The organism is Lacisediminihabitans sp. FW035 (genome assembly GCF_054880895.1).
The window spans coordinates 1,035,580-1,058,202 of record NZ_CM142187.1 but is presented as its reverse complement, the minus strand read 5'-3'; the positions used below and the strand labels follow the sequence as shown (position 1 = coordinate 1,058,202).

At 66.2% G+C, this 22,623-nt stretch carries 15 protein-coding genes; 2 read left to right on the top strand and 13 right to left on the bottom strand.

Annotated features, from left to right (window positions below):
* From murA to ACVXZ4_RS05035, 13 genes are all read right to left on the bottom strand, one after another.
* On the bottom strand, nt 1-1,368 hold the full coding sequence (gene murA / locus ACVXZ4_RS05095) for a UDP-N-acetylglucosamine 1-carboxyvinyltransferase (RefSeq protein WP_461797154.1): 1,368 nt from the start codon (nt 1,366-1,368) through the stop codon (nt 1-3).
* Nucleotides 1,369-1,995, bottom strand: a complete 627-nt coding sequence (leuD, locus tag ACVXZ4_RS05090; RefSeq protein WP_461797153.1) for a 3-isopropylmalate dehydratase small subunit — start codon at nt 1,993-1,995, stop codon at nt 1,369-1,371.
* Nucleotides 1,995-3,485 (bottom strand): 3-isopropylmalate dehydratase large subunit, encoded by a 1,491-nt coding sequence (gene leuC / locus ACVXZ4_RS05085; protein ID WP_461797152.1) that lies wholly within the window; start codon nt 3,483-3,485, stop codon nt 1,995-1,997. The genes leuD and leuC overlap by 1 nt, the downstream gene beginning before the upstream one ends.
* Before the next feature lie 219 nt (nt 3,486-3,704).
* On the bottom strand, nt 3,705-4,424 hold the full coding sequence (locus tag ACVXZ4_RS05080) for an FHA domain-containing protein (RefSeq protein WP_461797151.1): 720 nt from the start codon (nt 4,422-4,424) through the stop codon (nt 3,705-3,707).
* 63 nt (nt 4,425-4,487) lie between these two features.
* Nucleotides 4,488-6,824 carry a transglutaminase family protein gene (locus ACVXZ4_RS05075; protein ID WP_461797150.1) on the bottom strand — a complete coding sequence of 779 codons (2,337 nt, stop codon included), beginning with the start codon at nt 6,822-6,824 and terminating at the stop codon, nt 4,488-4,490.
* On the bottom strand, nt 6,824-8,107 hold the full coding sequence (locus tag ACVXZ4_RS05070) for a DUF58 domain-containing protein (RefSeq protein ID WP_461797149.1): 1,284 nt from the start codon (nt 8,105-8,107) through the stop codon (nt 6,824-6,826). Before ACVXZ4_RS05070 ends, ACVXZ4_RS05075 begins: the two co-directional genes overlap by 1 nt.
* 24 nt (nt 8,108-8,131) lie before the next feature.
* The gene (locus tag ACVXZ4_RS05065; RefSeq protein WP_461797148.1) at nt 8,132-9,100 is read right to left on the bottom strand and encodes an AAA family ATPase; all 969 of its coding nucleotides are present in this window, start codon (nt 9,098-9,100) and stop codon (nt 8,132-8,134) included.
* A gap of 52 nt (nt 9,101-9,152) precedes the next feature.
* On the bottom strand, nt 9,153-14,711 hold the full coding sequence (locus ACVXZ4_RS05060) for an Ig-like domain-containing protein (RefSeq protein ID WP_461797147.1): 5,559 nt from the start codon (nt 14,709-14,711) through the stop codon (nt 9,153-9,155).
* A gap of 168 nt (nt 14,712-14,879) precedes the next feature.
* Nucleotides 14,880-15,608 (bottom strand): hypothetical protein, encoded by a 729-nt coding sequence (locus ACVXZ4_RS05055; protein WP_461797146.1) that lies wholly within the window; start codon nt 15,606-15,608, stop codon nt 14,880-14,882.
* Nucleotides 15,608-17,251 carry a serine/threonine-protein kinase gene (locus ACVXZ4_RS05050; RefSeq protein WP_461797145.1) on the bottom strand — a complete coding sequence of 548 codons (1,644 nt, stop codon included), beginning with the start codon at nt 17,249-17,251 and terminating at the stop codon, nt 15,608-15,610. Before ACVXZ4_RS05050 ends, ACVXZ4_RS05055 begins: the two co-directional genes overlap by 1 nt.
* The gene (locus tag ACVXZ4_RS05045; protein ID WP_461797144.1) at nt 17,251-18,450 is read right to left on the bottom strand and encodes an FHA domain-containing protein; all 1,200 of its coding nucleotides are present in this window, start codon (nt 18,448-18,450) and stop codon (nt 17,251-17,253) included. The genes ACVXZ4_RS05050 and ACVXZ4_RS05045 overlap by 1 nt, the downstream gene beginning before the upstream one ends.
* Before the next feature lie 9 nt (nt 18,451-18,459).
* On the bottom strand, nt 18,460-19,332 hold the full coding sequence (locus tag ACVXZ4_RS05040; protein ID WP_461797143.1) for a PP2C family protein-serine/threonine phosphatase: 873 nt from the start codon (nt 19,330-19,332) through the stop codon (nt 18,460-18,462).
* A 119-nt stretch (nt 19,333-19,451) separates the two neighbouring features.
* Complete coding sequence (locus tag ACVXZ4_RS05035; protein ID WP_461797142.1) at nt 19,452-20,453, bottom strand: TerC/Alx family metal homeostasis membrane protein; 1,002 nt, start codon at nt 20,451-20,453, stop codon at nt 19,452-19,454.
* A gap of 397 nt (nt 20,454-20,850) precedes the next feature.
* On the opposite strand from ACVXZ4_RS05035, the gene ACVXZ4_RS05030 reads away from it, so the two are divergent.
* Together ACVXZ4_RS05030 and ACVXZ4_RS05025 are read left to right on the top strand one after the other, a co-directional pair.
* Nucleotides 20,851-21,831 carry a TerC family protein gene (locus ACVXZ4_RS05030; RefSeq protein WP_461797141.1) on the top strand — a complete coding sequence of 327 codons (981 nt, stop codon included), beginning with the start codon at nt 20,851-20,853 and terminating at the stop codon, nt 21,829-21,831.
* Between the two features lie 48 nt (nt 21,832-21,879).
* On the top strand, nt 21,880-22,593 hold the full coding sequence (locus tag ACVXZ4_RS05025; protein WP_461797140.1) for a TIGR00645 family protein: 714 nt from the start codon (nt 21,880-21,882) through the stop codon (nt 22,591-22,593).
* The last annotated feature ends 30 nt before the right edge of the window (nt 22,594-22,623 follow it).

The following is a 22,623-nucleotide window of genomic DNA, read 5'->3' as shown; positions in this document are numbered from 1 at the left end:
TCAGCCCTCGTAGACGAAGTCGGCACCGAGGATCGCGAGCTTGTCGATGAAGTGCTCGTATCCCCGGCTGATGATGCCCACGTTGCTCACGGTGGAGACTCCCTCGGCGCTGAGGGCGGCGATGAGGTAGCTGAATCCGCCACGAAGGTCGGGGACGCGCACGCGCGCACCGTGCAGCTTCGTCGGACCGGTGATGACGGCTGCCTGCTCGAAGTCGCGGCGGGCGACACGGCGCGGGTGATCCGGCAGGCCCTCCTTGTGCACGACGATGTTCGCGCCCATCTCGTTGAGGGCGTCGGTGAATCCGAAGCGGTCCTCATACACGGTCTCGTGAACGTACGAGACGCCGGTGGCCTGGGTGAGGGCCACGATCAGTGGCTGCTGCCAGTCGGTCATGAAACCGGGGTGCACATCGGTCTCGATGGTCACCGGCTTCAGCTCACCGCCCGGGTGGTAGAAGCGGATGCCGTCGTCTTCGACGTCGAACGCCCCGCCGACCTTGCGGAAGACATTGAGGAACGTCATCATCTCGCTCTGGCGGGCACCCTCGACGAAGATGTCACCCTTGGTGACGAGGGCCGCCGCGGCCCAGCTGGCCACTTCGTTGCGGTCGAACAGCGCGCGGTGCTTGTAGCCCTCGAGCCTGTCGACTCCCTCGATCAGGATGACGCGATTGGGCTCGACCGAGATGATCGCGCCCATCTTCTGCAGGATGGCGATGAGATCCATGATCTCCGGCTCGATGGCCGCGTTCTTCAGCTCGGTGGTGCCCTTCGCGCGCACGGCGGTGAGCAGTACCTGCTCGGTCGCGCCGACGCTCGGATACGGCAGCTCGATGTTGGCACCGTGCAGGCCGTTCGGGGCCGTGATGTAGATGCCCTCGAAGGACTTGTCGACGACCGCGCCGAAGGCACGCAGAGCGTCGAGGTGGAAGTCGATGGGGCGATCGCCGATGCGGCAACCACCGAGGTCCGGGATGCGCGCCTCACCGAGCCGGTGGAGCAGCGGACCGCAGAACAGGATCGGGATACGGCTGGAACCGGCATGCGCGTCGATCTCCGCAAAGTGGGCTTTCTCCACGTTGGACGTGTCGAAGTGCAGCTCACCGGGCTTCGGGGAACTGACGATCACGCCGTAGACCTCGAGGAGGCCGCGCACGACCTCGACATCGCTGATGTCAGGCACGTCGCGCAGGGTGCTCGGCGTCTCGCCGAGAAGGGCCGCGACCATCGCCTTCGTCGCCAGGTTCTTGGCACCGCGCACGGCGATCCGGCCTTTGAGGGGATTGCCGCCGGTGATCGTGATCTCGTCGGATATCAATCCCACCCGCCGACCTGCCTTCTGGGCATCTGTGGCTAGGGGGTTCATTCATTCACCTGCATCGTGTTGGTTCGTGACCTGCTGTACCGGAAGGGTGCGGGGCCGCCAGGGTTCCCGGCGACCTTCGAACTCGGTGATCTGCTCTTCATCGCGCAGGGTGAGTCCGATGTCGTCCAGGCCTTCCAGCAGCCGCCACCTAGTGTAATCGTCGATCTGGAACGGCACGGTGAGGTCGCCGATCGTCGCCGTTTTGGCTTCGAGATCGACGGATGCCTCGATACCCGGTTGCGCGTCGATCCGCGCCCACAGTGCCTCGAGGTCGGCCTCGCTGATCTCGCCCGCCAGCAGTCCCTGCTTGCCGGAGTTGCCGCGGAAGATATCGCCGAACCGCGGGCTGAGCACCGCCTGGAAGCCATAGTCGCGCAGCGCCCAGACCGCATGCTCGCGGCTCGATCCGGTGCCGAAATCCGGACCGGCGATGAGCACACGGCCGCCGGAGAAGGCGGGGTCGTTGAGCACGAAATCGGGATCCTGGCGCCAGGCGTAGAAGAGCGCGTCGTCGAAACCGGTCTTGGTGACGCGCTTGAGGAAGACCGCGGGGATGATCTGGTCGGTGTCGACGTTGGCGCGCTCGAGCGGCACTGCAACGCCCGTGACCACGGAGACCTTGTCCATCAGTTGCTCCCCACGTTGTTGGTCGAGTAGGGAGCGCCAGCGACCGAGTCGAGACCTGCACTGTCGAGACCCAGGTCCCACGGCGAACTCAGCGTGCCGCGGATCGCGGTGGCGGCGGCAACCAGCGGGGACACGAGGTGCGTGCGTCCGCCCTTGCCCTGCCTGCCCTCGAAGTTGCGGTTGGAGGTTGAGGCGCATCTCTCGCCGGGGGCGAGCTGGTCGGGATTCATCCCGAGGCACATCGAGCAGCCGGCGAATCGCCATTCCGCGCCGAAGTCCGTGACGATCTGGTCGATGCCCTCAGCCTCGGCCTCGATGCGCACTCGGGCCGAACCCGGCACGACCATGACGCGCACGCCATCCGCCTTCTTCTGGCCCTTGATGATCGAGGCGAAGGCCCGCAGATCTTCGATGCGGCTGTTGGTGCACGAGCCCATGAAGACCGCGTCGACGTGGATGTCCTTGAGTGGGGTGCCCGCTTCGAGGTCCATGTACTCGAGAGCGCGCTCCGCAGAAGCGCGCTCGTTCATGTCGATGATCAGGGACGGATCGGGCACGCTGTCGCTGAGCGAGGCACCCTGGCCCGGGTTGGTGCCCCAGGTCACGAAGGGCTCGAGCTCGTTCGCGTCGAGGAAGACCTCGGCATCGAACACGGCGTCGGCGTCCGTCGCGAGGGTGTTCCAGTAGGCGACAGCAGCATCCCAGTCCGCTCCCTTCGGAGCGTGCGCGCGCCCCTCGAGGTAGTCGTAGGTGACCTGGTCGGGCGCGATCATGCCGGCTCGAGCGCCCGCCTCGATCGACATGTTGCAGACGGTCATCCGCCCCTCCATCGAGAGAGAGCGGATGGCGCTGCCGCGGAATTCGAGCACGTAGCCCTGGCCCCCACCGGTGCCGATCTGCGCGATGACCGCGAGGATGATGTCCTTGGCCGTCACTCCGGGGCGAAGCACGCCCTCCACGGTGATGGCCATAGTCTTGAATGGAGTGAGCGGCAGCGTCTGGGTGGCGAGCACGTGCTCGACTTCGCTCGTGCCGATACCGAACGCCATGGCACCGAAGGCACCGTGGGTGGAGGTGTGAGAATCGCCACAGACGACGGTGATACCGGGCATGGTGAGACCGAGCTGCGGGCCGACGACGTGCACGATGCCCTGGTCGATGTCCCCGAGCGAGTGCAGGCGCATACCGAACTCCGCGCAGTTGTTGCGCAGGGTCTGGATCTGGGTGCGGCTCGTCAGATCGGTGATCGGTTTGTCGATGTCGAGGGTCGGGGTGTTGTGATCCTCGGTCGCGATCGTGAGGTCGAGGCGGCGCACGGGGCGCCCGGCCAGACGAAGCCCGTCGAAGGCCTGGGGACTCGTCACCTCATGCACGAGGTGGAGGTCGATGTAGATGAGGTCGGGGGTGCCGCCCTCGCCCTTCACGACGAGATGGTCGTCCCACACCTTTTCGGCGAGTGTGCGGGGGGCTGCCGGGGATACATCGTTCATTGTCGTGCGCTCTCCTATACCAAACGGTGGTCAGCCAGCGGCGCGTAAACCCGCACCAGACTCCGCGACGAGGGAGGCCTGGAAACTAGGACTCGTCGCGGCTACGAAGAAGAAGCAAACCGAACAACACCGCTTCAGGCTAACACCGATTGGGAATACCCTCCGGATGGCGGATCGGCGCGCTCTCACGACGTGAGCGCGTGCCCCGGCGAGGCAGGATCAGGCGCGTACCACGGTCACGATGAACTCGCCGAGCTCCACTTCCGCGCCATCCGGAACCATCACCCGGGTGCCAGGATCCACCTGCACGACGTCCGCCCCGGGGGCCGCGACGAACACCCCGTTGGTCGAATCGAGATCGTGCACCCAGAGGATTCCGCCGTCGATCTCGAGGAGAGCGTGCGTCTTCGAGAGCGATTTGGCGGGGTCGAGCGCCGGCAGGAGCGCGGCAGTGGGCCACGTGGCGTTGGCCACCGGATCCCGCCCGATGATCACTGCGGAAGCGACCGGCACGGACTGCCCGGTCGGGAGCACGAGACTCCACCCCATGGGAGAACCGCGCTGCGGAAGGCTCGCGCGGGTCTCGTCGACGGATTCCTCAGTAGGGGCCGACGCCGGCACAGTCGCAGCGGGCGCGACCGCAGGCGGCACGAAGGTCGGCAGCGCCGACGCCGTCGGCGGCAGGCCCGGCACGACCGGGAAGAAGACGATCTCGTCGACCGGTGCTGCGGCAGACAAGGCTGCAGGAGCCGCCCGGGGCGGCACGATCCGCGCATTCGCCACCCGATGGGTGGCCGAATCGGCGATGCCTGGAGGCAGGGTGATGAACTCCTCGGGCTCTTCCGGTGATGGCTCGACAGGCGCGGGAGCCACGGGCGTCGCGGGCAGCAGGCCCGGTGGAGGGCTGATCAGCAGGGGGTTGTCTTCGTCGCCCGACACAGCTCCCCTCCCCGGTTGGTCCGTCAGTCGAGCAATGCTAGCGCACCACTCCCCGAGCGATGCTTAGGACTTTTCCTTCTTCGTCGCCATCCGCAGCGCCCAGTCGCGGGCCTTCCTCACCCGGTAGCGGCTGAGGAATCGCCGCAGGCCGGTCACGGCCTCGCGGGCGGCTTCGATCGAGGCGGATGCTTCCGTCCACACCCGCTCGGTGGTCTGGTCGTCCACCGGGCGGCCGGAAAACACGGCCTCGTCGGTGCGGATCGCCAGCGATCGCAGCATCACCGGCTGGGCCACCTGCCGCTCAAGATCGTGGGCGATGTTGACCCGCGTCGTCTTGCCGATCACCGAGTAACCGAGCTCCGAATACTGGTCGAGCAACTCGTCCCACGCCCCGGCCACGCGATCCTCGGTGCGTTCTGCCTCCCGGCGCCGTCGCGCACGCCGCCGCTTCGCCGCCGCGATGACCAGCATCGGCACGAACACGATCAGGGCGGGGATCAGGATGCTCAGCGCGAGCACGTAGACCCAGCCCGGCAAGGAGAACAGCAGCCCCTTGTCGTCCTTCTTCTGCTTTTCGAGCTCTACCGGCGTGAGCAGATCGTCGCTGTCCTTCTCCGATCGCGGGGGCTGGCGCACCTGCGGCTGGGGGATGCTCTGCGGCTTCGGCACCTGCGCCTGCGGGATGTCGGTCTCTTTCGGGGTGGGGTTGAACGCCACCCAGCCCACCTTGTCGAAGGCGACCTCGACCCACGCGGTCACGTCATCCCCGGTCACCTTCACCGAGGTCTGGCCCTCGGCGATCTTCGGCGCGAAGCCCATCACTACGCGCGCGGGGTAGTTGTAGCTGCGCGCCATGAGAGCGAATGCCGACGCGTACTGCTCCTGGTCGCCGATCATCTGGGGTCGTTCGAGGAGCTCGCTGATGCGGTCTGCGCCGTGGCCGGCGCGCGAGGGCACCGGATCGGACGCACGCCCGTGACTGAGGAAGCCCTTCTGCACGAGGGCGAGCCGGATTGCCTCGAGCTGCGCGATCGGGGTCGCCGCCTTGCCGGCGAACTCCTGCGCCTTGCTCGTGACGACATCCGGGCTGCCGACGACCGGGGGGAGGTCGACTGCCGCTGTCGGGTCCTTGGCAAGGTCGTCCGGGGAGATCACCTTCTGTTCCTCGGCGGTCATCGTGTAGCTGTCACCCTTCACGAGCCCCGTGGTGAGCACGGCCGTTCCGGTCGAGTCGTTGTAGCGCAGGCTGTCGGCGGCGGTCTTGGCCGCGCCGGCGGTGAAGTCGAGGCTGGTCGGGTAGCCGACGCTCGGCAGCCAGAAGTCCTTGTAGGTGTCGATCGTGAAGGTGACGTCCTTGCGCACGACCGGCGTGATGAAGGTGGGATCGGGCAGCGCGCGTCCCACGAGGTTGAAGGTGCCCGAGCCATCCGTGCTCGTCTTCGGTCCCGTGACGTTCCAGAGCTTGCCGGTATAGGAGTCGAGGGTGGCCAGCCGGATCGTGTCGCCGGTCTTCAGGCCGCTCACCGTGAAGAGCACGTCGTCGGTGGCCTGCTTCGTGTAGTGCCGGAACCCGGAGAGGGGGCTCGGGTAGTCCAGCGGATCGAACGGAGGCTGGATCTCCTCGCGCAGCACGAACCGCTCGTCCTTCGGGGGCGCGAAGAAGAAGCCGGCGCCACCACCGATCAGCACCGCGCCGGCCACCACGATCGCCGTACCGACGAGCTTGCGTGTGCGCAGGCGGTTGGGTCCGGCCGAGACGGCCGTGATGGTGGGCCGCCGCCACCCGAGCCAGACCAGCGCGAGGGCCGCGAACACGGCGGCGCGGATGCCCGCCTGGTAGGGCACGTCGGTGCCGATCAGGATGCCGGCGAGGTACAGCACCACCGGACCGATCAGTGTGATCGCGAATCGCCAGGCGGATCGCGGGCGTGATGACAGCCAGCGGGCGGCGAGTGAAGTCGATACCAGCGCGACGATCCAGGTGGCGAAATACGGGATCACCGCGATGTAGACGGGCGCCCCGATCGGCGTGCGAAGGGTGACGATATCCGACCAGCCGTAGACCGCGCCGATCGCGAGGCTCTCGAGCGACGCGAGGGTCGGCAGCACGCCGAACAGTGCCTGCTGGGGCACAGCGATCGCCGTGCCGAAGAGGAAGTAGCCGACGATCGCCACGAGCACGAGGGCGATGATGTTGAGCCGGAAGACGGACGCCAGGATGCCGGTGGCGGCACCGAGGGCGAGCCCGCCGAGACCGGCGACGAGGAAGCCGTACCCGCCGAAGGACGGTTCGAACCCGAGCACCCCGAGCACGGAGAGCACGAGGAGCACGGCGATGTCCGCCCAGGTGCGGCCGGTGACCGGGCGGATACCGCGGCCGGGAATCGAGGTATCGGTCATCAGCTGAGCCCTCGCACCAGGCGGGAGAGGTCGGCGAGGTCGCCGACGGTGATCACGGTGAGTCCGGCTACCGAGGCGATCTTCGGCTGGGCGCCGGCCACCACGTGGAATGCCACCTGGGCGGTGTCCTGGCCGAACAGCGACTCGACGCTGCGGTACTCCCCGGTCGTCATGTTCGATCCGCCGATCATCATCACGACGCTCGGGGCGGGCAGCCGACGGGTGCGCTCGCGCGCGAAGTCGCGGATGCTCGGATAAACACGGCCGACCGGATCGATGCGGCACGAGGCATCCAGCATCGAGGTGACGGACTGGGTGCGCCAGACACCGGATTCGCTCACGACGTTCATCTGCACGCCGTCGCGGATCACCTGGGCGGCGATCGAAGCCGTGACCGAGATGGCGAGCTCGAACTCCTCGTCGGAAGCATAGAGGTCGCTGCGCGACGCGAGGATCATCGTCACCTGCGATCGGCGGGTCTCCTCGAACTGCCGCACCATGAGTTGGCCGATGCGCGCCGAGGTGCGCCAGTGCACATAGCGCCGGTCGTCGCCCGGCACATAGGGACGCAGGGCGTGGAAGGCGATGTCGTTGTTGGTGATCTTCTTGGAGACCTGGCCCTCGAGGTCGCGCACGAGGCCGGCGGCCGAGGGCGCGAGGCGCACGGTCTTCGGATGCACGAAGAGGTCGACAGCATCCGCCCACTTGAGAGCTCGCCGCAGCATGCCGAGCTGGTCGCCCCGCACGGACTCGGCCGGCCCGGCGACGATCACCGCGCGCCGGTTGGTCGGCACCGCGAAGAGTTCCTCGTGCTCGTCCTTCGGTTTCATCGCGGGCAGCTGGAACTCGGCGATGCCCCGGCCAACGGGAAGCTCCATGCGCGTGGGAGTGAGACCGCGCGTGCCGATGTTCGTCACGACCATGCGACCCATCGCGCGGTCCCCCACGACCACCCGGTGCGGGTTGAGCTCCACGAGCACACCATAGGACGCCCGGCCGAAGAGGAACACCGCGCAGAGCGCGAGGGAGGCAAGCAGGATGAAGCCGAGGTAGGTGAACTCCTGCCAGCCGAAGACCGCGCTGAGCACGAGCGCCACGACGGCGAGCCCGAGCACGAGCCATCCGGCCGCCGTGATCGTGCGGAGCACCGGACCGATCCCTCGCCAGACCAGCCTCGCGGGAGGCGCGACGATCGCACCCACAGCGGTGAGCAGGCGGATGCCGCGGGTGCCGAGCCTCCGCAGAGGCGCAGCGATCCGGGGCTGAGGGTCGGCAATGGTCATGGGCGCAGGGTCATAGCGGTGCGGTTACGCCGCCCGATAGGTGGGCGGTTCGATGTCGAGCAGGATGCGGCTCACGATGTCTTCGGCCTTCACGCCGGCGAACTCCGACTCCGGGTCGAGGATGATGCGATGCGCGAGCACCGGCACCGCGAGATCCCGCACGTCGTCGGGTGTCGCATAAGTGCGGCCCTGGGTGATGGCCCAGGTCTTGATCGCCCGAGCGAGCGCCATGGCCCCGCGCATGCTGACCCCGAGCACGACGTCGCGGTTCTTGCGGGTGGCTTCGACGATGTCGTTGAGGTACTGCATCACCGACTCGTCCACGAAGACCTCGGAGGCGAGTCCGGCCATCGCGACGATGGATTCGGGCTTGATGATCGGGGTGACGAGGGATGCGCGGGCGCGGGTCGCGGAGTCCATCAGGAGGGCGACCGCGGTCTTCGCATCCGGGTAGCCGAGGGTGGTCTTGATCAGGAAGCGGTCGAGCTGCGCCTCGGGCAGCTTGTAGGTGCCGGCCTGCTCCACCGGGTTCTGGGTTGCGATCACCATGAACGGCGCACCGACTCCGTGGCCTTCGCCGTCGATCGTGACGACGCCCTCCTCCATCACCTCGAGCAGCGCGCTCTGGGTCTTCGGGCTGGCACGGTTGATCTCGTCCGCGAGCACGATCGAGGCGAAGATCGGTCCCTGGTGGAACTGGAACTTTCCTTTCGACTGGTCGTAGATCTGAACTCCGGTGACGTCGGAGGGCAGCAGGTCGGGAGTGAACTGGATGCGCGATGTCGTGCCGTCCAGGCTGTTCGCCAGCGCCTTCGCCAGCACGGTCTTGCCCGTGCCGGGGTAGTCCTCGAGCAGCACGTGGCCGTCGGAGACGAGAGCGGTGAGCACGAGGCGGATCACCTCGCTCTTGCCGACGATCGCCTTATCGACGTTCGCGACGAGCTTCTGGAAGGCGTCGGCGAACCACGTCGCCTGCTCTTGGGTTACCGGCATCTGACTGGCTCTCTTGTCGTGATTATGGGCATTGTCACTTCTCCGCGCATTCCTACTGCTCCGCGTTTATCCACTGGCGGGTGTCGCTGTGGCCCCCGGCGGAGACCGTCACGTCGTTGTTGGGATAGCCGTAGTAGTTGGAGAACTGCGCTGAACCGTTTCCGGATCCGTTCGTCGTCACCGTGGTCGACCGTCCCTCGCTGTTGGTCGCGGTGAAGCTCTGGTTGGGAGGCAGGTCGTAGACGTTGATCTTCATGTAGTGGCAGTACTGGGTCGAGCATCCCGGGAGGCCCTGCGCATTGGCGCCCCAGGCGACCGCGACCCGCGGGTTGGCGGACTTGGTCACATGGGTCGAGCCCGATCCGGCGGAGGGGCCTGTGCCCCCGCTGTTCGTCGCTTTCACGGAGAGGGAGTAGTTGGCGGTCGTGTCGCCGACATTGATGGAGGCGCTGCGGCCGGAGGTGGTGCCGCTGTCGCCGTTGCTCGCCGACCAGATGTACTTGATTCCGTCGCCCGCGGCATCAGGGGTCGCGTTGGCGGGGGCGTTCCAGGTCCAAGTGAGGGTGCCGGCGCCGGTGCGATCGGCGGGCGTGCTCACGTTCTGCGGCGCGGTGGGTATCGGCTGGTTCTGCACCGAGAGCGCGCCGGAAGTGCCGGTGCCCCCCTGTTTGCCGCCGGGATTCTTGGCGTAGACCGAAATCGTGTAGCTTCCGGCGCCCTCGCTGAAGGTCGCGGTCGTGCCGGTGGTGTTGCCCGATTTACCGGAGTTCGTCATCCAGTAGTAGGTGGTGGTACCGCCAGTCGATCCCACGGCCGGCCAGCTCGCCGTGATGGTCGCGGTGGCCCACTTGTTCGCGGTGGAGAGTGTCGGGGACGGCGTGGCGGGCGTGCCGTACGGCGTGACCTGGTCGCTCTCCACCGACCAGGGGCCAGGTCCGTGCTCGTTGACGGCGCGGGCCGCGAAGGTGTACGCCGTGCCGTTCTGGAGCCCAGAGATCGTGCAGTCGGCTCCGGCCGTGCAGTTCGCGGTAGCGCCACCGGGAGTCGTCTTCACGTCGTACGACGTGATCGGCTTGCCGTTCGAGGCCGGCGCGATGAACCGCCAGGTCGCGTTGCCGTCCCCTCCGACCGCCGAGGTGCGGGTGGGTTTCGCCACCTGGTCGGGCACGTCGCTCACAATTACGGAGATTGTGCCGTTGACCTGGCGATCCTTGTCTTCAGTGGCATCCTGCACCGTGTAGACGACCTCGATGCGGCCGTCCTTGAGCGCGCTGCTCGGAGTGATGGTGACCGAGTCCTTCGTGAACGAGATACCTGCCGGGTTGCCGGTGTTCTGCACCTTGGCATCTACGATCGTGAGTTTCTCGCCGGTGGTCTGGTAGGGATTCGAGTCATTGACCAGCGGATGCGCCACGACGGCTCCGTCACCACGCTGCGTCTCGTAGGTATCGGAGACGGCCACCGCGAGCGGACGGGTCGAGCCGACGACGGTCACATTGATCGTGCCGGGCACAGTGAACTTGTCCCACTTGAGCGTCACCCCGAGCTTGTAGGTGCTGCCCTTCTTGGCGTTGCGCGGTGTCGTGAGCGTGAGCTGCGATCCGTTCAGGCTCGCCTGAAGTCCGGCCGACGCGCCCGTGATGTCCGAGTAGGTCACCTCCTGCAGGATCTGCGGATTCGGATGCCCCGTCGATGCTCGCAGGTCGAGGGTGGTCGTCTCGCCGACCTCCACCTGCGCCGTCGGGCTGGTGAACTCCGGTGGCGTGTCGCGGAACTGCGGGTCGCCCACCACGATGTTGAGAGTGAGGTTGTTCTTGAGGCCCTTGGGGTCGTCCTTCGATGCGCCGTCCGACACGGTGAACTTCACCGCGGCGGGGCCGCGGTAGTCCTTCGCGGGGGTGAACGTGATCGTGTCGGCATCGACGTAGGGCGAGGCGCCGTTACTCTGCAGGGCGCTCACCGTCGCCTTGTCGGTGATGTGCGCTTCGCGCCCGGAGGGCACCTTGAGGATGTCCTTCAACTTCCAGGTGCGCGTCTCGTTCATGCTCACGTACTGAACCGGCAGCGATGGATCGATCGTCGGCGGCTGGTCGAAGTCCTTCGAGACCGCCGCGGGCACCAGGATGAACGCCATCGCGCTCAGCTTGTCCTTCTCGTTGGTGACGCGATAGGCGATGGCCTGCCGGGTCTTGCCGGGGGTGACCTCGATGCGGCCGTTCTTCTCGAGCAATTTCGCGGAGTCGGCGTTCGGCCCCTCGACGGTCACCTTCAGGTCTTCGGTCGGACCGGAGGGGTTGAAGGCATGGCCGTCGAAAACGTCGATGGTGGTGGTCTGCTTGCCCGCGATGGTCTTGGGAAGGATCGAGATGTCCTCCGCCGTCGGCGGCAGGATCGGGGCATCCTTGGTCACCTTGACCAGCACGTAGCTGACCGACTTGCCCCCACGGTTGTTCGTCAGTTCATACCGCAGCGAGAAGGACTGTTCCGTATCCGGGGCGGTGAGGATCAGAAACTGGCCCTTCACGACCTTCGCGTCGATGCCGGCGGGCACGTCGATCAGCTTCTTCGACACGGCGATCGGAGCGCTCTGCGGGTCGGAATCGTTGGCCGTCAGGTCGACCTGCGCCACCCGTCCCGGCCGCACCGAGATGCTGTCGGGAGAGGCGATCGGGTTCGACAGGGTCTTGGGCGGCGGGATGACCGCGATCTTGATGTCGGCATCGCCGGTTGCTCCGAAGGCATCGAAGACCTTGTAGCTGAACGAGTCGGTACCTGACCCCGCGGCCGAGGAGTGGTAGATGAAGAAGTTGGTGCCCTGGCTGTCGATGGAGCCGAGGCTCGGCCCGACGGGGAAGCTCAGCAGCTGGGCGGAGTCGCCGTCCGGGTCGATGCCGTCGAGCGGGATCTCCACCCGGATCGAGTCACCCGCGAGCACCCGCGCGGTGAGAGGCTTCGGGGTGGGGTCCTGGTTTCCCTTCGCGTCGAGGCCGATCACGGTGAAGGTGACCGTGGCCGTTGCTGTCTCGCCGAAGGGATCGAGCACGCGATAGTCGACGGTGTATTCGCCGGGGGTGGTGGGTGCTTGGAAGCGGAGCTTGTTCTTGCTCACAAACGCGAGGCCCGCCGTCGGCGGTGTCACGAGCTTGGTGTCGAGAGTCATCGGCGAGCGGTCGGGATGGATGTCGTTGGCCAGCACATCCACTGTCGTGACGTCCCCGACCCGCACCTTCGCGGTGTCGTTCGCGGCGATGGGCGGCTGGTGTTTCGTGAGGGCGGGAACGGGCACGATCGTGACTCCGGCCGTGGCCTCGTGGAGGCCATCCGAGATCGTGTAGTTGAAGCTCACCTGTGCTGTCAGGGCCGCGGGGGCGGTGACCCGGATCTGCGCGCTTTCGAGAAGCTCGACCACGAGTCCCTTCGCGATGAGCTCCGGCGGAACGTCGATGGACTGCACGGCGAGCACCCGGCCGTTAGGGCTCACATCGTTGGTGAGCACGGACACGGTCGTCGGTTCGTCTCCCCGAAGGTACGCGGTGTCCTTCACCGCGACCGGCGGCAAAGAATCGTCCTTCGGTTTGTCGCGCACGTCGATACGCACGAGCCCCACGCTGGTCGCGGCGCCCGCCTGCAGGGTGTATTTGAGGTAGTAGATGCCCGCATCCGACGAGCTGAAGGTGATCTCCTTCGAGTCGGAGCTGAAGGACGCGACCGCATTGCCCGTCGGAGCCTCCATCGCGACGAGCTGCAGCTGCGCCCCGGAGGGAGAGACGTCGTTGTCGAGCGGACGCACCACCACCGTATCGTTCGTGAAGACCGTGGCGAAGTCGGGGGTGCCCACCGGGTCGAGCGTGCCGGTCGGCTTTACATCGACGGTGAGCGTGCCCTGCACCTGGGCACCGTGACCGTCGCTCACGACGAAGACGACGTCTTTCTTGCCGATCTCCGAGGTCTGGTGGGTGAACGTGATGAAGCCGTCCGGGGTGAACCGCACCAGGTCACCCGACTTGGGCGACGCGTTCACCAGATAGAGGTCGTCGCCGTCGGGGTCGCGCCAGTTGGTGAGCACGTTGTAGGAGACCGTCTGGTCGGCTTCGACACTCACTCCGCCGGTGCGGATCTCGACCGGATCCTGGTTGCTGCTCTCGGGCACGACATGCGCGGTCACCCGTGCCGTCGCGGTGCCGCCGCGACCGTCGTCGACCGTGTATCCGAAGGACACCGATCCGACGAATCCCACGGCGGGCGTGAACTGCAACGCGCGGCCGCCATCGATCGGATCGAGGTGACCCGTCGTATCGGCGATGCCGTCGAAGGCGGAGATCACCAGCACGTCACCGTCCGGGTCGGTGTCGTTGTCGAGCAGCGGCAGGATCGTCGTGCGTCCCGGACGGATGCCGAACGCGTCGTCGACCGCGGTCGGCGGGCGGTTGACCTCGGTGCGCTGGGCGAGCGTGTCTTCGAAGGACTGGGTGGCCGACTTCTCGTCGCCGGTCTCTTCGCTCTGCTTGTCGGCGGGCGGGGTCACGTCGTCCCAGTTGTCTACAAGCCGCATGTTCTCGTTCACGAGCCAGACGTTGCCATTGGTCAGATCGTTGAGCGCGATGACGGTGCGGTTGACCCGGAACTCGAGTTCGCTTCCCTTTGTCTGCTCTTCGATGTCTTGGCGCACCGGCTTCTTGCCGTCGCAGGCGAGCAGGTACTTCTGGGATGTCGCCCACGCGCCATGCGCGCAGCCCGCGAGGAACACGGGGGCTGAGACACCGGCGGCGTTGCGTGCGGGAGTGGTCACGCCACCGGAGATGGTCTTGACCGACCCGGAACCGAGGTCCACCTCCATCAGCGAGTCCGCACCGGCGACGATCGCGTAACCGGACTCCGCTCCCACCTGCTGCAGGCGGAGCCCGGGTTTCGGCAGTTTGTGGGAGCTGCCGTCCTCGGTGATCAGTTCATTCGTGGACTGGTCGAAGATCACCGCTTTCTCCCCCACCGCCGAGATCTGGAAGGCGCCGACCGAGGGGAAGTCCGAGACGACGGGCGGGGCGGCAAGGGTCGCCATCCGGTAGATCTTCTTCTTCGTGGGCGAGACGGCGATGATCGCGCCCGTCTTGGTGATCGTGGCGTGTCCGCCCGTGCCGAGCTTCACCAGCGGCGGTGTCGACACGTAGTTGAACTGCAAGTCACCGACGGACGGCACGGCCCAGAGGTCGCCCTTCGGCGAGACGATGATGAGAGTGGTGCCGCCGTAGCCGACCTCGGCGCCCTTCGGCACGTCGATGGCGGACGTCACCTCCGTGGAGGCGGGGTCGACGGATTCGATGCGGCCGGCATCGGGATTGTGCATGAACAGCGAGTCGCCGTCCTGCAGCACCTCGAACTTCGCGCTCGAGGCCACGACCGATCCGTTGAGCTCGTCGATCTGGCGGTTGAGGCGACCTCCGAGCAGCTGCTGGCCGTTCGTCACCCATACGTCACGCGAGGTGAGTTCGACGTCGGAGACCGGGAATCCCGGATGAAGGGCGGCGATCGTGAGCGGCACACCGGCGACGACGGCGATCACGAGCGCGGAGGCGAGGGTCTTGCGACTCTTCACCCATCGCCCGAGCGCACTCACGCGTGACCCCCCACGGCTGATTCCCTGACGATGATTGACGGCCACTGACTCTGGGCCACGGCGTATGGGAACAACCTAACACGACGATATTTCGTCAGGTCACCGCGGCCATGGGTACCGCTGCCCATGGGCCTCCGAGCGGACGCCTGCTCGACGCCCCGCACGCGCCTAGCCGGATTGCTCCGCGCGGGCCTTCTCAACCACGTCCGCGTCGTTCCTGTCGAGAAGGTAGAGGTCATCCTGACTCACCAACCGGGTGGCGACGGCGTATTCCACCAGCCGCAGTCGCCGGTTCGTGGCCAGATTGCCCTTGCCGCCGCGCAGTCCCTGGACGCCGATCTTGTCGAGTTTGTCGCAGACGTTGTCGAGCTTCCTGTTGAAGGTGGTCATGGACCAGTGGAGGCGGGCGGCCGCTTCGGCCGAGGACGGGATCTCGCCGCGACCCGGCGAGGACTGTCGAAGCACCCCCTCGGCGAGGCTCACGATCAGCAGACGCTGGGTCGAGGTAAGAGGCACGGGTTCGATCGTCGTGGAGCCGCCGGAGCCGGCCATCGCCGACGCCGTGCTGAAGTAGTCGTCCGCCGAGTGGATCGTGAATTCGTAGGTCGTCGATCCGGCGCTGAACAGCACCTGCATCTGCGGGAACACGATCGGCAGGCGCGCGCCGGGAGCCAGCCAGGCCTGCACCTGGCCCGTGGCATCCGTCACCGTCGCCGACAACAGGTTGCCCACGTTCGAGAGCCACCACATGCCGAAGTCCTCGTAGATGCGCAGGAAGCGGCGATGAAGGTAAGGATTGTCGTCGATCACCAGATCGGACTCGCGCCCGATGTGGAAGTCCTTGGGGTGCACGACCTCGTACCACTCCCCGCAGAATTCGAGTTTGAGGGGCTTCATCAGGGGTAGCACGCCTCCAGTGGATCGGAGAGCTTGCCCGCACGAGCGACCGTGATCTCGACGCAGACGGTGGATCCGGCGGTGTAGCCGGGCACGGTCACCACGCCGTCCGGGCTCTGGTGGAGTGCCTCGTCGTTGCCGCGGTTGCTGATCCTCCAGCGGAAGCTGTCACCGGTCGCCGGTTTCGGATTCTTGGCGGTGAAGACCAGGTCCGTGCCGCTCACCACGGGCGTGCCGACCAGCGTCGGCACCGGCAGCGTCTCGACTATTGCGGAATCGCCCCCGGACGGCTTCGCGCTCGGACTCTCCGAATCCGTCGGGTTCCCACCGAGGGCGAGCCCGGCCACGATCACCGCGGCGATGACGAGGACGACGCCGCCGGCCACACCGATGAGGACTTTATTTGTTCGGGAAGCCTTCGGAGCCTCCGGCTTGTCGGTCGGCTCGTCCGTGACGGCCGGTCCGATCTCCGGTTCGACCGGCGTCGTGACCCGTCGGCGCACGATCGTCTCGCCCGCCGGCTCGGGCTGAACGATGACCTTCGCGGCCCCGCGCACCTGGGTCTCGTCGATCGACGGCGCGGATGGTGGAGGGGTCACCAGCGACGGAACTGCAGGCGCGGTCACGGGCTGGGCCTGGATGGTGGCGACGCTGCGAGCGCGGGTCTCGTCCGCGTCATCCGCCTGGCCCGCCCGGGTCGGGGCCTCGATGTGCAGGTTCGGCACATCGATCGTCGTCGGGGAGTAGCCGAGTTCGAGTTCGACCCGCTGCAGCGCGCGAGCGAAGTCGACGGCGGTGGAGAACCGGTCATTGCGGTTCGAGGCCATGCCCTTCTGCAGCACGGCGAGGAGAGAGCGCGGGATGTCGTCCCGCGCCATCGGGGTGATAGCGCCGCGCTCGATGCGTCCGATCAGGTCGAGGGTGCCGTTGGAATGTCCGCGCAGCTCGAAGGGCGTCTGGCCGGCGAGGATCGTGTAGATGGTCGCGGCGAGGGAGAAGACATCCGACCGCACATCGGGTTCCGGGTCGTCTTCGAACATCTCCGGGGGCGACCAGGGCACCGACATCCCCACCGACTGGCCGGTGCCGCCCGTGCCGGTGTCCTGGGCGAGCGCGCTGGCGAGAGTTCCGGTGTGGATTGGCAGCACCTCGTCCTCGACCGCCGACGAGATGCCGAAGTCGGTGAGCGCCGGCCAGCCATAGTCGTTGGTGAGCACGTTTCCGGGCTTGATGTCACGGTGCAGGATGCCCGCCGCGTGCGCCGTCGCGACCGCGCTCGACAGCCGTACCCCGGTGCGCAGGGCGTCCACGACGGGGAAGGTCTCCTGTTTGTAGCGCTCGGCGAGACTCGGGCCGGAGCAGTACTCCATCACGAAATAGGGGCGGTCGTCGCCCGCGACATCCGCCTGGTAGATCGTGACGATATACGGATGCGTCGACAGCTGGGCCATCAAGTTCGCCTCGGCGACGAAAGCGGCCCGATTCGCGCCGCTCAGCTCCTCGGTGAGCAGCACCTTCACGGCCACGCGGCGCTTGGGGAGCTTCTGCTCGTAGAGGAATACGTCGGAGAATCCTCCGGACCCGAGCACCTTGATGAAGGTGTACCCGGGAAGGTCGGGGGGCGTTGACGTCGCGCGGCGCATCAGGCCTCGTCCACCGATTCCTCGACGGTGAGCGTGACGCCGCCGCCGAGATCGACGACGGTGCCGGTGATCACCGAGGTGGGTTCCCCGGCCCGAAGTTTCTGCGGCTCCTTGCCCGGCAACACCACCAGAGTGCCATTGCGGGAGTGCAGGTCGGTCACGACGACGGTGCCGCCCTCGAGCACGAACCGCACATGGGTGCGCGAGATGTCCTGGTCCGGAGTGCCCACGGTGAGCAGTCGCGGCATCTGCCCGCCGGAGACCTGGCTCACGCTCGGCGAACGGCCGACGAGGATGGGCTGCGTGAGCGGCTCACGCGTGCCGCTGGAGAGCGCGAGGAACACGCGTGATGCCGGTGGTGCGGCGGGTGTCGGCGCCACTGCCCCGCGCTTGGCTTTGCGTTCCGCCCGGAGTTTGGCGATGTCAGAGGTGAGGACGGTGTGACCGTCGTGGTCGCCGGCGGGCATCGAAGCCGCCTCTTCCTCTGCGGGCGCTTCCTGCACCGCGGCTCCGGCGACATCCCGGAACATGGTGGCCCCGAAGAGGTAGTCGTACCCGTCGGCCGGGGTCTCGGGAGTCGTCTCGGGTGCATCGTTGCGCTCGGTCGGGGCTTCGGTGACGGTGGCTTCAGGGTCGATCTCGAGGACGGGTCTCGACACGGCTGCTCCTTCGTCGCTGCCTACTCGACCGGCACCATCCGCGGCCGACTGCTGGTCGAGTAGGCCGCCCGCGGCCGTGTCGAGACCACCGGAGCCCTCGAACCCCAGCTCCAGCGACGATACCCAGGCCGCACCGGCGCCGAGGGGCAGGCGCGCAACACCGTCCGCGGCGACGGCCGCAGCCACATCGACCGACACCGACGACACCTCCACCAGGGTCTGTTCGAGCCAGGTCGTCACCCCGGAGCCATCGAGCCGATGCGTGCCCGCGGCGTCAGTGACGGTGGCGGTCACCGGTCCTCGCACGATGATACGCAGCGAGGGTGCCGACCCGTCGAACAGGGCGAACGGCGGGGTCGCCGCGAGGCCCTTGTTCGTGAGCACGTCGAGCACCCGCTGGAATCCGCCGGCGGCTGTGAGCGCCCCCCACAGCGAGTCGACCATCGCCTGGTCGGCCGGGGCGCCGATCACCAGCACCGTCTCCCCCGACGTGAGCGCGAGCCATCCTCCGCTCAACGCGGGCCTGAAGTGCACAGTCATGGCGTTGCTCTACCCCCTCGGCTTCGTCTCTTCGAGGAACCCCGGCATCGCATCGCGATCGACCGTGTCTTCAGAAGACGTCGAACCCGACCCTACAATGTCGGATTCGACGATGACGACCGTGACATTGTCGGATCCGCCGGCCGCGACCGCCGCACTCACCAGTCGCTCGGCGAGGGAGATCGGCAGCCCATCCGACTCTCGCACCTGCTCCGACCCGTGGAAGACGATGATGCGGGCGATTTCGTCGTCGCTCAACTCCTTGTTCAGCCCGTCTGAGCAGAGGAGGAAGGTCTGGCGGCCCCGCGCTGGAAGCAGCCAGATGTCGGGATCGACAACGGTGTCCGCCCCGAGGGCGCGCGTGACGATGTTGCGATCGGGATGCGTCGCGGCCTGCAGGCGCGTGATCTCGCCGAGGTCGACGAGCTCCTGCACCGCCGAGTGGTCGACACTGAGCTGCAGGAGGGTGCGCCCGTCCCAGCTGTAGACGCGGGAGTCGCCCACGTTGAAGGCCATCCAGTGATGACTGTCGGTCGGTCCGATCTCGACGAACGCGACGCCGCTCAGAGTCGTGCCCGACACCGCGCCGGAGTCGCTGGTGACCGCGAGCACGGCCTCATTGGCTCGATGGATGGTTTCGAGCACCTGCTGTGCGGTGGCATGGGTCGTGCCGTCGAAGGCCTTCTCGAACGCACCGACAGCTGCCTGGCTCGCCCGGTCCCCGAATGCATGACCGCCCATGCCGTCGGCCACGACGAACAACGGAAGCGCGGCAAGGAAGCTGTCCTCGTTGAGGCGTCTCACCGCACCCCGATGGGAATGACCGCCGAATCGGAACCGGGCGACGCCGCCCGGGAGCTCCAGCTCCGTCGCCTCATCCACGGCGCACCCCCTCCCGCTCAGCGCGTCCCCACTCTATGGGCATCGCTCCCCGCATCCTCGCTGTCCACGGACCGTCGAATCAATGGGTAGCCCTGCCCATGCATCCGTCGGCCATCGGCCTATTCCGCCGAGTCCGTTTCCAGCCCCTTCCGGTCGTAGCGGATCTTGATCAGACTCGCCACCACCGCCACCGACATCGACACGACGATCACGCCGAGCGAGAAGAAAGTGCCGATCTCCGGCGCCCACTCGATGTGCTTACCGCCATTGATGAACGGCAGCTCGTTGGTGTGGAGTGCATGGGCGATGAGCTTGAACCCGATGAACGCGAGGATGAAGGCGATCCCGTACTTGAGGTACACGAGCCTGTCGATCAGGTCGCCGAGCAGGAAGTACAGCTGCCGAAGTCCCATCAGGGCGAAGACGTTGGCCGTGAAGACGATGAACGGGCTCGTCGTGATGCCGAAGATCGCCGGGATCGAGTCGAGCGCGAACACGAGGTCGGTGGTGCCGATGGCGATGAACACCACGATGATCGGCGTGAACACCTTCTTGCCGTCGACCACCGTTCGCAGCTTGGCCCCATCGAAATCATTCGAGATGCGGATGCGTCGGCGCAGCAGGCGGATGACCCCGCTCTCCTTCTCGTCCATCTCCTCGTTGTTCTGGAACGCCTGCCCGAACGCCGTGTAGAGCAGGAAAGCACCGAAGATGTAGAAGATCCAACTGAAGTTCTCGATCAGCTGGGAGCCGAGCAGGATGAAGATCGCGCGAAGCACCAGGGCGATGATGATGCCCACCATCAGCACTTCCTGCTGGTACTTCCTCGGCACCGAGAACCTCGCCATGATGATCACGAAGACGAAGAGGTTGTCGATCGAGAGGCTGTATTCGGTGAGCCAGCCCGCGATGAACTGCCCGGCGTGCTCCGCTCCAGCGAAGAAGAACATCAGCACGGCGAAGATGATCGCCAGGGCAACGTAGAAACCGACCCAGAGGCTGGACTCGCGTGTCGACGGGATGTGCGGGCGCTTATAGGCGAGCACCAGGTCGGCCGTGATGATCAGGAGCAGCGCGACGATGCTGCTGATCTCGAACCAGAGCGGGAGTTGCAGATCCATTGCAGCCTTTCAGGAGAGGGATGATGTGGGCAGGCCACAGCCCCGAAAGTCTCTTCCGCGCCGATCCAGCCGACACCACCGCACCCGGGCCAGCAGCAGCGGTGACCGTCTTGACGAGTGCGAAACGGGGCGGTGACCGCCCGTGGGAATACTCCCCTTCGCGATAGCAATCCTAGAGGCCCCTCGCAGCGAGCAAGACCGCGATCCCCTCACGGCTGCTGGCAGCCCGCTCCCCGCAATCGCTCAGGCTTCATCGGCTATCGTGGGCGGAGCAAGGGGAGTATTCCTTCGAAGCCGACTCGTCAGTACGAACACAGCATGGTGTTCCGGGCGGCTTGCCCGTGATTTCCGGGTGGAAGAGACCTTGGTCCGTTATCAACCGACCAAGGAGTACTGCGTGGCCGTCACACCCCTAATCTGGATCATCACGATCGCGATAACGATCGGCTTCTTCGTTTTCGAGTTCTTCGCGCACGTGCGCACGCCGCATGCTCCCACCATCGGTGAGTCTGCGCGGTGGTCGGCTTTCTACATCGGTCTCGCATTGCTGTTCGGGGTGGGCATCGGGATGGTCTCCGGGTGGGACTTCGGCGGCGAGTACTTCGCCGGATACCTCACCGAGAAGGCGCTGTCGATCGACAACCTCTTCGTCTTCCTCATCGTGATGACGGGCTTCGCGGTGCCGAAGGAGTTCCAGCAGAAGGTGCTGATGATCGGCATCATCATCGCCCTCGTCATGCGCGGCGCGTTCATCGCCGTCGGTTCGGCGCTGATCGAGAACTACTCCTGGATCTTCTATGTCTTCGGAGCCTTGCTGCTCGTGCTGGCTTACCGGCAGGCGTTCAGCTCCCACGAGAGCGATCCGGCCAACGGGCGAGTGGTGGGATTCGCGCGCCGGATCCTGCCTATCACCGACGAGTATCACGGCGACCGTATCTCGGTGAAGATCGACGGCAAACGATTCTTCACCCCGATGCTGCTCACGATTCTGGCTATCGGATTCATCGACCTCGTCTTCGCGATCGACTCGATTCCCGCGATCTACGGTCTCACCAACGAGGCCTACATCGTCTTCACCGCAAACGCCTTCGCGCTGATGGGGCTCCGTCAGCTCTACTTCCTCATCGGTGGACTGCTCGAGCGCCTCGTCTATCTCGCGCAGGGACTTGCGGTGATCCTCGGCTTCATCGGCGTGAAGCTGGTGCTGCACGCGCTCCACGTCAACGAGTTGCCGTTTGTCAACGGTGGCGAATCCGTGGGTTGGGCCCCCGAGATCCCGATCTGGTTCTCGTTGACGTTCATCGGCCTCACCACCGCTGTCGCCACAGTGCTCAGCCTGCGCAAGACCCGGAGTGACGAGAAGGCCCTCGTGCAATGACCCGCTCCTCATTCCCCCGATTCCGACCCCGTTCTTAGGACTTCCTGTATGACCTCACCCACACCGCCTCGTCAGTTCCGCCCGCAATCCGCGGGCGTCTCCGCCATCGGCTACCTCATCTTCTTCAGCCGCTGGCTGCAGGCTCCGCTCTATGTCGGGCTGATCATCGCCCAGGTCATCTACGTCTGGGTGTTCGCCCAGGAGCTGTGGCATCTCGGCGACGAGGTGATCAATCACTCGGCGAAGGTCACCGAGGCGACCGTGATGCTCAGCGTGCTCGGGCTGATCGACGTGGTGATGATCTCGAACCTCCTGATCATGGTGATCATCGGTGGCTACGAGACCTTCGTGTCGAAGATCAAGATCGACGGCCATCCCGATCAGCCGGAATGGCTGAGCCACGTCAACGCGAACGTCCTCAAGGTCAAGCTCGCCATGGCGATCATCGGCATCTCGTCGATCCACCTTCTCAAGACCTTCATCGAGGTCGGCGATCTCGGTGCGCCGAACTCCGAAGCAGACAGCGTCACCGGTGACAACTACACCTCTGAGGGTGTGTTCTGGCAGGTCATCATTCACACCGTATTCATCCTGTCGGCGGTCGCCCTCGCCTGGATCGACAAGATCTCTCGCGGAGATCACGCTCCCGTCATCGCGGTCGGCCCGCCCCCGACCGAATACGTCACCAGCGGTGCCCCGTCCGACGAGGAACTGAGGGCGGCCCACTACGAGCGACTCGCTCGGGAGCTCCGCGGCAACTGATTCGGCAGAGGAGCCCGCGATACGATCGAA